This is a genomic window from Falsihalocynthiibacter sp. S25ZX9 (assembly GCF_041205405.1).
Taxonomy (GTDB): Bacteria; Pseudomonadota; Alphaproteobacteria; order Rhodobacterales; family Rhodobacteraceae; genus Falsihalocynthiibacter; species Falsihalocynthiibacter arcticus.
The window spans coordinates 1-12,535 of sequence record NZ_JBGFCD010000005.1; the positions used below are offsets into that span (position 1 = coordinate 1).

Sequence of the window (12,535 nt, forward strand, 5' to 3'; positions counted from 1 at the left end):
GTCAGTGCGATCCGCACCGCATCTTCCCTAAATTCGTCTGTTCGTTTCAGTCCCATGCTCAGTCTCCTTTGTTGCAGTAAATGCTATCAAAGGAGCGGCATCAAACCGTGACAGGTCCATACCGGTGTCAAACCGTTGCGCCATTTCCAAACCTCGGGCCGCGTTTCCGGTCATGATAGCAGCACTAAGACCGTAAGGCGTGTCCTGCGCATCGACCAGCGCCTGTTCCGGATCGTCAAACGCTTCGATGATTAGCAACGGGCCGAAGGTTTCGTCACAGCCCTGCGTCGCCACCACATCTTTTGGCACGTCAGCAAGGATCGTCGGCTCAAAAATGCGGCCTTTGACCGTGCCGCCCAACACCAGCCGCGCCCCTTTGTCGAGGGCGTCTTGCAAGCGCCCTTGGGCCTGTTCCACGGCGCGGTCGTTGATCAGTGGGCCGACGACCACGCCTTCTGTGAGCGGATCACCTGACTTCAAGGTTTGCGTCCGTGCGGTGAGGCGCTCAAGGAATTCATCGTGAATTTCGCGCGCAACGTAAACCTTGCGCGTGTTCATGCACACCTGCCCCTGATGGAAGAATGCGCCGAAGTTTACCGCCTTGGCGGCTTCGTCTAGATCGGCATCCGCGAGCACGATCATCGGGTTGAACCCGCCCAATTCCAGCACCATGCGTTTGAGGGATCGCCCTGCCTGTTCGCCCAAAATACGCGCGGTTTTGTCTGATCCTGTGAAGTTGATACACCGCACCGCCCGACTTTCGAAAAAAGCATCGGCAACCGCCGCCGCCTGCCCCGGTGCATGGGTGACAACGTTGAACGTCCCTGCGGGGAAGCCCGCTTCTTCGAGGATCTCGGCATGTAGCAAGCCCGCCGACAAAGGCGCTTCCTCGGAGGGCTTAATCACCACGGTATTGCCAAACGCCATGGGCAAAAGGAACGTGCGCCATCCCAGATAGAACGCGCCATTCCACGGGGTAAAGCCCGCCACAACCCCCAAGGGTTTGCGCGCGACCATGGCCATGCGGCCCGGAAGGTCACTCTTGAGCAGATCGCCATACGGAAGGTAACCCCACGAGGCCGCCTGTCGCATTAGACTGGCCGAGAGCCGTACCTGAAAAGACGCAAATGCGCGGGCCGTCCCCGCCTCAACCGCCATCAGATGCACAGCATCATCGTGACGCCGTTCGGTGATTTCCGCCGCTTTTAAGAACAGCGCCTGCCGCGCGCCTGGTGTCATGGCGGCCCATTCTGGAAAGGCCGCATGCGCCGCTGCAACCGCTGCGTCGGCTTCGGCACGACCCCCCGCAGCAATGCGCGCGATCACTTCGCCGTTAAACGGGTTATAGTCATCAAAGGTGCTCTCATCGGCTGGCGCCCACGCGCCGTTAATGAAATGCGTTTTACGCCAATTGTTGGAATTCGACATTCAAGTTTTCCTTCTGTGTCAGAGGCTTGTGGGGTCAAGGGCAATGCCGTCGGATGAGAGTGCCGCGACTTCACGCGCCAACATGCGTTGAAACGAAGGCCGCGCGCGGACCTGTTGCGAGTGGGCGGTGATGGCCGGATAATCCGCTGTAGAAAAACCCGACTTAGCCGCCGTCGAGACCACCCAATAAAGATAGGTATCAACAATCGACCAATCGGCCCCATACCACCACGGCGCCTGTGCGAGCCGCTGTTCGATATAGGCACATTCCTTGGCCAATTTCTCCATCCCGTCTGCTCGGATGCCTGCGGTTTCGGCTTCGCTGCCTTTGGTCCATTTTTGCGGTGCCCGTATTTGACGCACCATCGGATGCAACATGCCGCCGCACCACACCAGATCGCTGAGCCCTTGGGTATCCTCAATCGCATTGCCCGTCTGGGGCAACAGTTTTGCCTGCGGATGGGCTGTATGCAAATAGTTCAGGATCGCCGCATTTTCGGTGAGGGTTGTGCCCTCGACCACCAGCGCGGGGACCTTGGACTTGCGGTTTTTCGCCAGATATTCCGACGCATATTGCGCCTGAGACATGATGTCGATCCAGCGCACCTCATAGGGCGCGCCGATTTCTTCGAGTGCCGTCATTGTGACGCGCGAACACGCGCCGGGGTAGCTGAAAATTATTGTCTGGGTCATTGAGGCTCATTCCTTGAGACCGCCATGCTGCGGCCCGGCGTTAAGCCGTTGATTTTGCCGATGATACTGTCGGCGTCGATGCCGAAGTGGCGATAGAGGTCATTGATGGTTCCAGTCTGGCCAAAGTGTTCCACCCCGAGCGGTATAGTCTGGTGCCCGTGGACGGAGCCAAGCCACGACAGGGTTGCTGGGTGGCCGTCAATAACGGTTACCAATTTGCAATGGCGCGGCAGGGTTTGCATCAACCGCTCCACATGGCTCGTCGCCTCAAACTGGCCGTGCGCGCGCGCCCGTTGTGCCGCTGTCCACCCTGCGTTCAAACGGTCGGCGGACGTGACCGCCAGAACACCGATATCGCGCCTGTGTTCGGCGATGGCCCCTGCGGCGCGGATTGCTTCGGGTGCAATGGCCCCTTGATAGGCAATCACCACTTCGCAATTTGGCCCCGGTTTGCGCAACCAATAAGCGCCGTCAATTGCGCCTTGTCGCCAGTCTTCATCGGGCCGTTTGCCCGGTTGCTCCACCGGATTGGTCGAGAGCCGCAAGTAGACCGAGCCACCGGTTTCATCCCGCAACCAAGTGCGCTCATCCGGATCACCCGCTCCGTCGCGCTGAAGATAGCCAAAAGCCCATTCCATGATCGTAGCCAACTCGTCAGCAAAGGCGGGTTCAAACGCCGCCAGCCCGTCCTGACTCATGCCGATTAGCGGCGTGCCGATGGATTGATGCGCGCCTCCTTCGGGGGCCAGCGTCACACCGGAGGGCGTGCCCACAACCATAAAACGTGCATCCTGATAACAGGCGTAATTCAACGCATCGAGTCCGCGCACGACAAAGGGATCATAAAGCGTGCCAATCGGGATCAAACGCTTGCCAAACAAGGAATGGGACAAGCCCGCCGCCCCGAGCAACAGAAACAGGTTCATTTCGGCAATGCCAAGTTCGATATGCTGGCCGTCGGGTGTGAATTCCCATTTCGCCGTGGACGGAATGCGATGCTCGATAAAGGCATCGGCCTGCGCTTTGCGGGCAAATAGTTTGCGGCGGTTTACCCAAGGGCCAAGGTTTGTGGTGCCCGTCACATCGGGCGACATGGTGACAATCCGTTCGGCCAGATCACTGTCGCCTTTGGACAGATCATCAAGGATTTTGCCAAAGGCCATTTGCGTCGAAATCTCGCGATCCGATGACAAGGCGATAGCAGGCACAGGCAGAACATCGTCGGAATACCTTCTACGCCCCTTGGCGAAAAACGGAGTTTTGTCGAGGAAGTTTTGCAACCCTGCGGTATCCGCCACGGTGGCGAACTTGTCCCATTCTTCGCCATCAGGCACGCCCATGCGCTTTTGCCAGTCGGCCATCTGGTTCTTGGTCATCAAGCCGCCGTGGTTGTCCTTGTGGCCCGCAATCGGCGTGCCCCACCCTTTGATCGTATAGGCCAGAAAACAGGTCGGGCGATCATCGGTGACGCTGGCAAAAACATCCGCCATGGTTGAAACGCAATTGCCGCCGAGGTTCTCCATCAATGCGGCGAGGTCGTCATCAGAACGTTTCTCGATCAAGGCCGTCACTGCCCCTTGGTCGCCCAAATCGTCCATCAAACGTTTGCGCCACACTGCGCCACCCTGATAGGTCAGGGCCGAATATTGCTGGTTCGGACAGGCATCGATCCACGCGCGCAACGCCTCGCCGCCCGCCTCAAGGAAGGCCGCGCGCTGTAACGCTCCGTATTTCACGCGGATCACATTCCAGCCAAACGCCTCGAATATTTTTTCGATCCGCTCAAAAAGCCCTTCGCGCACCACGCCATCAAGGGACTGGCGGTTGTAATCAATGATCCACCAACAATTGCGCAGATCGTTTTTCCAACCCTCCTGCAAGGCCTCGTAAACATTTCCCTCGTCAAGTTCGGCATCGCCCACAAGCGCCACATGCCGCCCAAGCGTCAGGCCCTTGCCCCAGCTTTTTGCCGAGATGTAATCCTGAACGATCGACCCAAAAGCCGTGATCGCCACGCCCAGCCCAACCGAGCCCGTCGAATAATCCACGTCATCCACATCTTTGGTGCGGCTGGGGTAGGATTGCACCCCGCCGAAACCGCGAAAGTTCTGCATCTTGTCGAGGGTCTGATTGCCCATCAGATATTGCATGGCATGAAAGATAGGCGAGGCATGGGGCTTAACTGCCACACGATCCGCGGGTTTGAGCGCCGAAAAGTAAAGCGCGGTCATGATTGACACCATCGACGCCGAACTGGCCTGATGCCCACCTACCTTGATCCCGTCCTCTTTTGGACGGATGTGGTTGGCATGGTGGATCATCCAGTGAGACAGCCACAACAGGCGGTCTTCCAGGGTTTTTAAATGAGCGGCGTCAGTAGGTTTCATGGGAGGACCTCAGAGAGTGTGTTTCGGAGCAACTTGCGCGACATTACAACTAAACTTACGGATTTTTTCACTATATCCGTCGCCAATCTTCTCGATTTGTGGTGATATTCATCAAACAACTGGAGAATCGCCATGACAATCGCCAAACTGGATTCCTACGACATTGGCATCCTGCGCGCGTTGCAAACCAACGGGCGCGCGTCGATCAACGACCTTGCCGAACAGGTCAACCTCAGCCCCTCTCCGGTGGCCCGCCGGTTGCGTATTTTGGAAGAAGACCGGATCATTACCGGCTATGCAGCCCTGATTGATGAAGCGGCCTTGGGGTATGAATTTTCGGTCTTTGTCTCGGTCAAACTGGCCCGACAAGTTGACGATGCATTGGCCAGCTTTGAGGCCGCCGTGCGCAGCTTTCCCGAGGTGGTTGATTGCTGGCTTATGACCGGAAATCGCGACTACCTTTTGCGCATTGCCACCCGCAGTCCGGCGGATTTCGAGCGTTTCTTGACAGGTTCGTTTACCAAAGTGTCCGGCGTGGCCTCGATCGAAAGTTCGGTGCCGTTGCGACGCGTAAAGGCCGGATTGTCCCGCACGCTGGACCTCTGAAGCCCTGCCAAAACTCATGCGGAAACCGCGGATTTCGGCGGGGCCAAACGGGCTCCGGGAAAGTCGACTATGGCCGAACACAGGGCTGGCAACGCACAAAGGCGCGCATAGTACGCCGCCACATATGGCAACCGATTAAGCTGCCATAATTGCCCCTGCCCGACATCCTCAGTACGGATCAACTCCGCGCCCCAAAAGAGATCGGCCATGGTAATTGTCGCGCCAAACAACCAAGGACCATTGCTGTCGGCAAGCCGATCTTCGAGCCCATCCAAGGCGTCGACAACAGCCTGACGCGCGCGGGTAAGGGCGACGTCATCGAACAGCATATCCGCTGCGAATTGCTCCTTTGCGCGCTTGGCCTCATAGGCCGCGCGCAATACAGGATCGTCGCCAAATTCCGCCAGAAGCGTATCGCAGCGGGCAACCTTGCTGGCTGCAAACGCATTTCCGGGCGCCGATGCGGGCACCACCCGAACGGCAAGATTTTGGTAGTTTGGCAGATCGTCCACCACTGCGAGCTCGGCCATAATGGCAGCGCGCAAGGCAGCGGGAACCAAGGCCCCGCCCCCCTCCGAGGCGTCCAGCATTTGACAAATGCGCAAGGAATCCACGAAAACAGTTTTGTCCTGCGCATCAACCAATGTAGGCACCACACACCCGTCACAGCCGCTTGCCTCGACCGAAGTCGTCCCTAAATGTTGGGCCGCCAATGGCACCCCAAGGCGCGCACAGCCCTGCATGCGCACGCGAACATAGGCAGGATCATACGTCTCGCCCGCGAAGATATCGAGCAGATGGGAACTATGGGAAACTTGATGATACGCCAAAACAGCGCGCACTTTTTGTGAGCATATTGAATTCGGCGCGTGGAAAAAATGGTAACGCGGGATGGCTTCAGGGCCGACAGGAACGCCCGGAAATCGCGTCGTTAATTGGGAAAGAATTTGTTGGGTGGAATCGTGTGTCAAAGTCCTACCTTCCTTTATTTCGCCTCCCGCCAATCCTGCGGTATAGGCAAAACAATAGCAGGGTCAGCCTCAATAACAATAGATTAATTGTAAAATAATGTATTATCTAATTGACCCACGTCGATCCGCAAACTAGCATACTTTGAGGATCGGATTGCGTCACGACAGCGGGCACGCCCCCTGCTTGCGAGAAACGTTTGCTCCGGTCATAATCGAAAGTTGGTGATCAAGGGACGCTTCATCGCATTTGGCAAACTTGGGCACCTCTTTGACAAAGGATTACCATGACAGATTATACTATCGCCCTGCTAGTGGGCAGTACGCGCACTGGTTCTATCAACCAGAAACTGGCCCGCGCTATCAAGTTATCGGCCCCAGCCAATTTGCATTTCATCCCTGTGAGCATGGAGGAAATGCCATGGTACAACGGCGATCTGGAAGGCAAAAGACCAGCAGAGGTGAATGCTTTTACCAAGGCCATCCGTGAGTGCGACGGGGTTTGCATCGTTACGCCAGAATACAACCGCTCGATCCCCGGTGTTTTGAAAAACGCCGTTGATTGGGGGTCAAAACCACCCGCAGAAAACATCTGGCGCGACAAAGTGATCGCAATGACGGGCGCGTCTCCCGGTGGGATCGGCACCGCCGTCGGACAACAACACCTACGCCAAATCCTCGCCATTCAGGGCGCGATTGTCATGCCGGGGGAGGTCTACATCACCTTCAAATCGCCCACCATGATCGGAGATGATGGCCAGATGGACGACGAAACGCTCAGCGGGTTTATCGCCGATTTCGGGGCGCGGATGGAAAAACTAGTGGGTAAAATGACTGCGATCTAAAAGGCCCCTTTTAATAGATCGCGCGCCAACCGACCCCTCGGATGGCGCGCTTTTTTTAGTGGACCAGCAGCGCGTCAAGTGCGGCGCGATCAAGATAGGTTCCTGACTCCACGACACCTTCGATCTGGTTCAGGTTCGCCACATCGGCCAGTGGGTCCGCGCTGAGCAAGACGAGATCCGCCGCCATTCCCGCCGCGATTTGGCCCATATCACGGTCTAGAAACTGTCCAGCATTCAACGTGGTCATTTGCAGGATTTGCAGCGGTGTCAATCCCGCCTTGGCCAGCTCGGCGAATTCCTGATGCAGGCTAAAACCCGGCACCAGCCATTGACCGCCGTAATCCGAGCCCGCCAACATTGGCACACCCTCTTGCGCCATCTGAAGCGTCAGTTTCATCTGGGCATCATACATACGGTCCAACTCAACCTTCGCCCCTTCAGGCAGGCTGGCAGCAAAACCCGCAGCGATACTTTGCCACAACGCGCGCTGCTCGTCGGTGACAAAAACAAGGTTTGGATCTTCGCTATAGTGGGGGTCGTCGCCATGGTTCATCGTGCGCAATCGGATCAGGGTCGGCACTTGCCAGACGTTGTGCTCCTTCAACATACGGGCGAGCGTCGCGGCCTTGTCGGTGTCATAGCTATCGGCCATCGCGAACATGCTCGCGAATTGTTGTGGAGAAGTCGAGGGGATCGGGTTGGCGATCAGCCGTTCATAAAACGCCGGTGTGGGGGGCGCGGATGGTGGTGGGGGCGGAGGCGCATTGGCGATCAGGGTACGCAATTCGTCTTCTTGACTCGAGGCGCTCAACAAAAGCGACTCGCGCGGGCCAAGATGCTCCATTGTGTCCATGCCATGCGCGGCCGCAGTCTCGGCTGAAACACTAGGTGGAAAATGCCCCGCGATGGGAATCTCTAGCGCCTCTGCGGCATCCAATGCGGCCACAAAAACCTGTGGATTTTCGACAAGGATTTTGATGAAATCCGCGCCGGCCGCTTTCTGAGCCGCGATCTCTTCTACCGCCTGTTCGGGCGTGCGCACGTTGCCCCCCGTAAGGATCGCGCCCGACAACGCCAGCAAATCAGGCCCTTCAGCCACGCCGCGCTTGTCGCCGAAACCTGCCAGAAGTTCAGCGGCACTGCTCATTTGCCGATAGCCCGTAACGCCGTTGGCCAGCATCACGCGCAGGTTGGTCGCACTGTCGCCAGAGGTCAGGGCATGGCTGTGCATGTCGTTATATCCGGGCACTGCAAACAGCCCGCTACCGTCGATAATGACATCGGAGGCTGCTCCTGTGGTTTTGTCGGAGGGGCTTACGGCTGCGATCAGGTTGCCTTCGATGACGATGGACATATTGGGCGTCTCGTCACCAGTTAGGGTATCTACAACCGTGACATTTTGGATGATAACGGCGGCACAGGCAAGGCCGGGTAGGACCGATAAAGCGCCAGCGCCTGCAGTTCTGCGGCAAATCTGGGAAAATATCCGCGCCCATTTTGGTGTCATTGAAGAATTCATTATTGTCTCCTGTGGTAAAGTTCTATTGCAAATAACCGTTTGCTAAATCACGAAAAATCAAGGCCAAGAAGGCGTCCGGCATTGCCGCTGAATATCTTGCGGCGATTTGCATCCGAGAGATCAAGCGCGTCGATTGCGTCAAAGGTGGCTTTGATGGGGGCAAAGGGGGTGTCGGTGGCAAAAACCACTTGATCCGCCCCAAAAAATTTGAGCCCAGCATGGAGCCCCGAGGTGCCGCCCATCAAGGCCGTGTCACCATAGAACTCGCGGAAGTACTCCAAATGCGGACGCTTTAGCGCGGACAGGACTTGGCTGTAATCCTCATCAGGCGTACGACTGCCCAGCATTTCCATCCCATAACCAATCCGCCCGTCGAAATAGGGGATCATCCCGCCCAGATGGTGAGTGATGATGCGCAGATCAGGATGACGATCAAACAGGCCCGAAAACACCAACCGCGCCATCGCGATGGAGGTTTCATAGGGCCAGCCAAAGCACCACCACATCTCGAAACGTGATTTCTTTTCGGCGGCATAATCACTCATCGCGGCGCTGCGGGTCGGATGCAGCCAGATCGGCACCCCCAATTCCGCAGCAACATCAAAGATCGGCAAAAACTCAGGATCGTCCAGCGGGCGACCGCACATATTAGTGTGAATCTGGATGCCTTTGGCGCCCAATTCGGTAACCGCGCGCTGTGCCTCGGCGACCGCCCCGTCGATATCATTGAGCGCCACACTGGCGACGAAGGCGGGAAAGCGGTCGTTATGGCGCGCCACCAAATCGGCCAAGCCGTCATTTGCCAGCCGTGCGAGGCGCTGTGCAAGGGCGGGTTCGGCGACCTCCTCAAGCGTGGGTGCAGGTAGGCTGATCACTTGCCGGTAGGCTCCGACCTTATCCATTTGGCGGAATCGCACATCCAAATCGATAACCGACGGCACCCCTTTCATACGCTCGCCAAGACTGCCCAGACCCGCCGTTTCACGGATCAAAGCGTCGAAATAAGGTTGTGGAAAAATGTGGGTGTAAATGTCGATAATCATGAGAGGCTCTCTTGTACTATGGGCGTATTTTTGCGCCGAATAAGGTCAAACGCCAGCAGGCCAACGCCCGCGATGACGCCCACGAGGTTGGCAATATGGCTCCAGTCCAACATCCCGACAGGCAGGAGCAGACAAAGCCCCGCCAGCCCGTAAACAAAGCGTTGTGGGCGCGAAATCAGGCGCAAGCTGAAGCCCGTGAAACCCGCCGCGATCAGCCAGACGGCCGCAAGTGCTGTGGCCACATCCAGCACGGTTTCAACCAAGCCGCCCTGCATCAGGAGGCTGGGAGAATAGACAAAAAGGAACGGAATGACGAAGGCCGCCCAGCCAAACCGCATGGAGGTAAACCCCGTGCGCATTGGGTTGGCTCCACTGATGGAGGCCGCAGCAAAGGCCCCAATCGCCACAGGCGGCGTGATCATCGACAACATGCCATAATAGAAAATGAACAGATGCGCCGCGAGCGGATCAATTCCCACCTGCATGAGTGCAGGCGCAACCAGCGTGGCCAGCAAGATATAGACGCCCACCGTGGGCATCCCCATGCCCAAAACGATGCTGACCGCTCCGGTCAGGAACAGCAATGCGAGTACGCTGCCCCCTGCCATTGCCACCAAACTCAGCGCCAATGTGAAGCTCAACCCCGAGATATTCAAAACGCCGATCACGATCCCTGCGAGCGGGGCGATCATCAGGATATCCAATAGGCCGATGCCGGTTTTGGTCAGGATATCCCACAGTTTGCGCAGGTCGATCCGCTGGCCGTTATAGCCAAACAAAACACCGCTCACGATGACGGCGACCGTGGCATAAAGCGCGGCCAGATCCAGCGGCACATTGAGCCAGAAGATGCAGGTGATCAGGATTGCGAACGGAATGGGAATGTACCACCCCGCCTTGAGCACAGCACGGGCACGGGGAATATCGGACTCCGCCACGCGGGTAATGCCGTGGCGCGCGGCCTCCAGATCAACTTGGATAAAGAGGGCTGCGAAATAAATAACCGAGGGGATCAGCGCCGCCAAGGCAATCGCGCCATAGGGCATTTGGAGGAATTCAGCGATCAAAAAGGCGGCGACGCCCATCACGGGTGGCATCAACTGTCCGCCCGTCGAGGCCACGGATTCCACCGCCCCCGCCACATGCGCGCGATAGCCTGCGCGCTTCATCATCGGGATTGTGACCACGCCCGTAGAAACGATATTGGCCACGGTACTGCCCGAGATTGTGCCAAATAACGCCGAGGCGATGATGGCAATTTTTGCCTGACCGCCACGGTAGCGCCCCATCAGTGCCAAGGAAATATCGGTGAAAAACCCAGCGCCACCAGACATGAACAAGGCCTGCCCGAAAAACACAAAGGCCACCACAACCGTCACCACAACCATGGTCGGTGTGCCGAGGATCGCGCTGTTGTTCCACGCGAGATACCAGCCGAGGCTTTGCACGGACACATTGCGCCCCGTCAGCGGGCTGGGCAGCAAATGCGCCATCAAGCCCAGTGCCAGAAACCCGACAGCAACCAGCACAATGGGCAAGCCTGCCGTCCGGCGCGCCCCTTCGAGCAAGAGCGGGATCACCAGCGCCGCTGTGAGCAGCCCTAGGGGCGTTTTGACCGAAGCAATCGAAAGCTGCGGGAACTGAATGGCAAGAAAAATACAGACGACGAACCCGATGGCGGCAAGGATCACATCGTACCAAGGCGCGTGGCTGCGTCGCCGTCCTTCGCCTGCAGGCACCGCCAGATAAACCAGCGCAATTGCGACCGCCAACATGACTCCGCCAAAGGTTTCGGGATACACCAAAAGCCCCGCCCGACGCGGCAGGTCCAACGCCCAAGCCACAGTGCCCAACGGCAACAAAGCCGCCAGCAGACCAACAAGCCAACGATTGGAAAGGCCGGCTCCCGATTGTATTTCGTTCTGGTCAGACATCGCATCTACTTTCTGCAAAATTGGTCTGGGTGGCCACGAGCGGTTGCGGCCACCCTGTTTGGCTTAGCCTTTTGGTGGCCAGAGATCCGCTGTTTCGTAATAGCTCACGGCACCGGGATGATAGTCGACACCGGGGACTTCTGGCGCCATGTTGGCCGGTTCAAAGCGGCTCATCGCCTTGAAGCTTTCCGCCAGCGCAGACTTGTTGTCATGCACAACTTGGGTCAGAGCAGCGACGGTTTCATCCGGCACGGACTCCGCACAGAACAGCACCAAATCATAGGCGATGACGTTGGTTTCCTCGACGATCTGGGGCGCCGCACCAGGTTGCAGGGCAACAAACGTGGCACCAGGCAGGTTTTCCGCAAGGATCGCCTTGTTCGCATCCGACGCGTCGATTTGCAGCGCCTTCAGGCCACCAACCGAACTGTCAACTTCCAACACTTTGGCCGAACCGACCGAGAACAAGAAAGTGTCGTTGCGACCCGAAGCAAAGTCATTTGCCGCCTGAACGATGCTTTGCGCGGGGATGCTTTCAACATCATCGCGGCTCAATCCTGCCAGTTTCAGGTAGGTGTCATAGACAGCCCCAATCGCAAGTTGCGCGTTGAGTCCGCCGGGATACCGCTGGCCCTTTAGGTCTGCGATGTCATGTGCTTCGGCGTCTGTGCGGACATAAAGCGTCACCTGCGACGGCAAAACCGCCGCCACCATGCGCAAATTTTCATGCTTGCCTTCGCTTTCGTAGAAGGCGGTGCCGTTCGTGTAGTAAGACACATCAAACGCAACGTTGATTCCGCAATCGGCCTCGCCCCCTGCAACGGCGGGCATTGGTGATCCACCCGCAGGAACCACAACCGCGTTGATATCTGTGGTGTCCGTAATGGTCTTGGCAATGGCCGAGCCGATGGAATGGGTTAGCCCGCCGGGATTGGTGGTCGAGATGGTCAACACCTGCGCCTGCGCACCGATGGCGGCACAGGTGAAGGCTGTCGTAAGTAGTAACGTTTTCATTTGGGTCTCCTCCCTAATGGTCCTTACCGGCGTGCCTTATGCAGCGTCCGGGTTGCAAGTTTCGGTCCCTCGCCCATGGGACGAAAGGCACCGCCGAT

10 protein-coding genes are annotated in these 12,535 nt (G+C 57.5%); 2 read left to right on the forward strand and 8 right to left on the reverse strand.

The features are described 5' to 3' along the window. Positions 1–27: 27 nt before the first annotated feature. The 3 genes from AB9F29_RS07095 to AB9F29_RS07105 are packed head-to-tail and all read right to left on the reverse strand — an operon-like array spanning position 28 to position 4,508. Complete coding sequence (locus tag AB9F29_RS07095; protein WP_369755094.1) at positions 28–1,428, reverse strand: aldehyde dehydrogenase family protein; 1,401 nt, start codon at positions 1,426–1,428, stop codon at positions 28–30. Between the two features lie 18 nt (positions 1,429–1,446). After that, complete coding sequence (locus tag AB9F29_RS07100; protein WP_335583491.1) at positions 1,447–2,121, reverse strand: glutathione S-transferase family protein; 675 nt, start codon at positions 2,119–2,121, stop codon at positions 1,447–1,449. After that, the gene (locus AB9F29_RS07105; RefSeq protein WP_369755095.1) at positions 2,118–4,508 is read right to left on the reverse strand and encodes a transketolase; all 2,391 of its coding nucleotides are present in this window, start codon (positions 4,506–4,508) and stop codon (positions 2,118–2,120) included. The genes AB9F29_RS07100 and AB9F29_RS07105 overlap by 4 nt, the downstream gene beginning before the upstream one ends. 132 nt (positions 4,509–4,640) lie before the next feature. Between AB9F29_RS07105 and AB9F29_RS07110 the strand changes: the two genes are divergently transcribed. Continuing rightward, positions 4,641–5,114, forward strand: coding sequence for an Lrp/AsnC family transcriptional regulator (locus tag AB9F29_RS07110; RefSeq protein ID WP_038999978.1), 474 nt, complete (start codon positions 4,641–4,643; stop codon positions 5,112–5,114). 14 nt (positions 5,115–5,128) lie between these two features. Here AB9F29_RS07110 and AB9F29_RS07115 read toward each other — a convergent pair whose 3' ends face one another. Further along, complete coding sequence (locus AB9F29_RS07115) at positions 5,129–6,085, reverse strand: glutathione S-transferase family protein (protein ID WP_369755096.1); 957 nt, start codon at positions 6,083–6,085, stop codon at positions 5,129–5,131. Between the two features lie 284 nt (positions 6,086–6,369). Here AB9F29_RS07115 and AB9F29_RS07120 point away from each other — a divergent pair, with 284 nt between their 5' ends. Continuing rightward, positions 6,370–6,927 carry an NADPH-dependent FMN reductase gene (locus AB9F29_RS07120; RefSeq protein ID WP_369755097.1) on the forward strand — a complete coding sequence of 186 codons (558 nt, stop codon included), beginning with the start codon at positions 6,370–6,372 and terminating at the stop codon, positions 6,925–6,927. A gap of 55 nt (positions 6,928–6,982) precedes the next feature. Here the strand turns inward: AB9F29_RS07120 and AB9F29_RS07125 are convergent, their stop codons facing one another. The 4 genes from AB9F29_RS07125 to AB9F29_RS07140 form a co-directional block, all read right to left on the reverse strand. After that, entirely contained in the window at positions 6,983–8,446 is a 1,464-nt protein-coding gene (locus tag AB9F29_RS07125; RefSeq protein WP_369755098.1) for an amidohydrolase family protein, read from the reverse strand. Positions 8,447–8,493: 47 nt separating this feature from the next. After that, positions 8,494–9,489, reverse strand: a complete 996-nt coding sequence (locus tag AB9F29_RS07130) for an amidohydrolase family protein (RefSeq protein ID WP_369755099.1) — start codon at positions 9,487–9,489, stop codon at positions 8,494–8,496. After that, a complete protein-coding gene (locus AB9F29_RS07135) occupies positions 9,486–11,423 on the reverse strand; it encodes a TRAP transporter permease (RefSeq protein WP_369755100.1) in 1,938 nt (645 codons plus the stop codon). The genes AB9F29_RS07130 and AB9F29_RS07135 overlap by 4 nt, the downstream gene beginning before the upstream one ends. Before the next feature lie 63 nt (positions 11,424–11,486). Continuing rightward, on the reverse strand, positions 11,487–12,437 hold the full coding sequence (locus AB9F29_RS07140) for a TAXI family TRAP transporter solute-binding subunit (protein WP_369755101.1): 951 nt from the start codon (positions 12,435–12,437) through the stop codon (positions 11,487–11,489). Positions 12,438–12,535 lie beyond the last annotated feature (98 nt).

Bases quoted from the DNA above. Each gene is read 5' to 3' on its own strand.
- AB9F29_RS07110 (WP_038999978.1), top strand. From the start codon at position 4,641: ATGACAATCGCCAAACTGGATTCCTACGACATTGGCATCCTGCGCGCG.
- AB9F29_RS07125 (WP_369755098.1), bottom strand. From the start codon at position 8,446: ATGAATTCTTCAATGACACCAAAATGGGCGCGGATATTTTCCCAGATT.
- AB9F29_RS07130 (WP_369755099.1), bottom strand. From the start codon at position 9,489: ATGATTATCGACATTTACACCCACATTTTTCCACAACCTTATTTCGAC.
- AB9F29_RS07120 (WP_369755097.1), top strand. From the start codon at position 6,370: ATGACAGATTATACTATCGCCCTGCTAGTGGGCAGTACGCGCACTGGT.
- AB9F29_RS07100 (WP_335583491.1), bottom strand. From the start codon at position 2,121: ATGACCCAGACAATAATTTTCAGCTACCCCGGCGCGTGTTCGCGCGTC.
- AB9F29_RS07140 (WP_369755101.1), bottom strand. From the start codon at position 12,437: ATGAAAACGTTACTACTTACGACAGCCTTCACCTGTGCCGCCATCGGT.
- AB9F29_RS07135 (WP_369755100.1), bottom strand. From the start codon at position 11,423: ATGTCTGACCAGAACGAAATACAATCGGGAGCCGGCCTTTCCAATCGT.
- AB9F29_RS07095 (WP_369755094.1), bottom strand. From the start codon at position 1,428: ATGTCGAATTCCAACAATTGGCGTAAAACGCATTTCATTAACGGCGCG.
- AB9F29_RS07105 (WP_369755095.1), bottom strand. From the start codon at position 4,508: ATGAAACCTACTGACGCCGCTCATTTAAAAACCCTGGAAGACCGCCTG.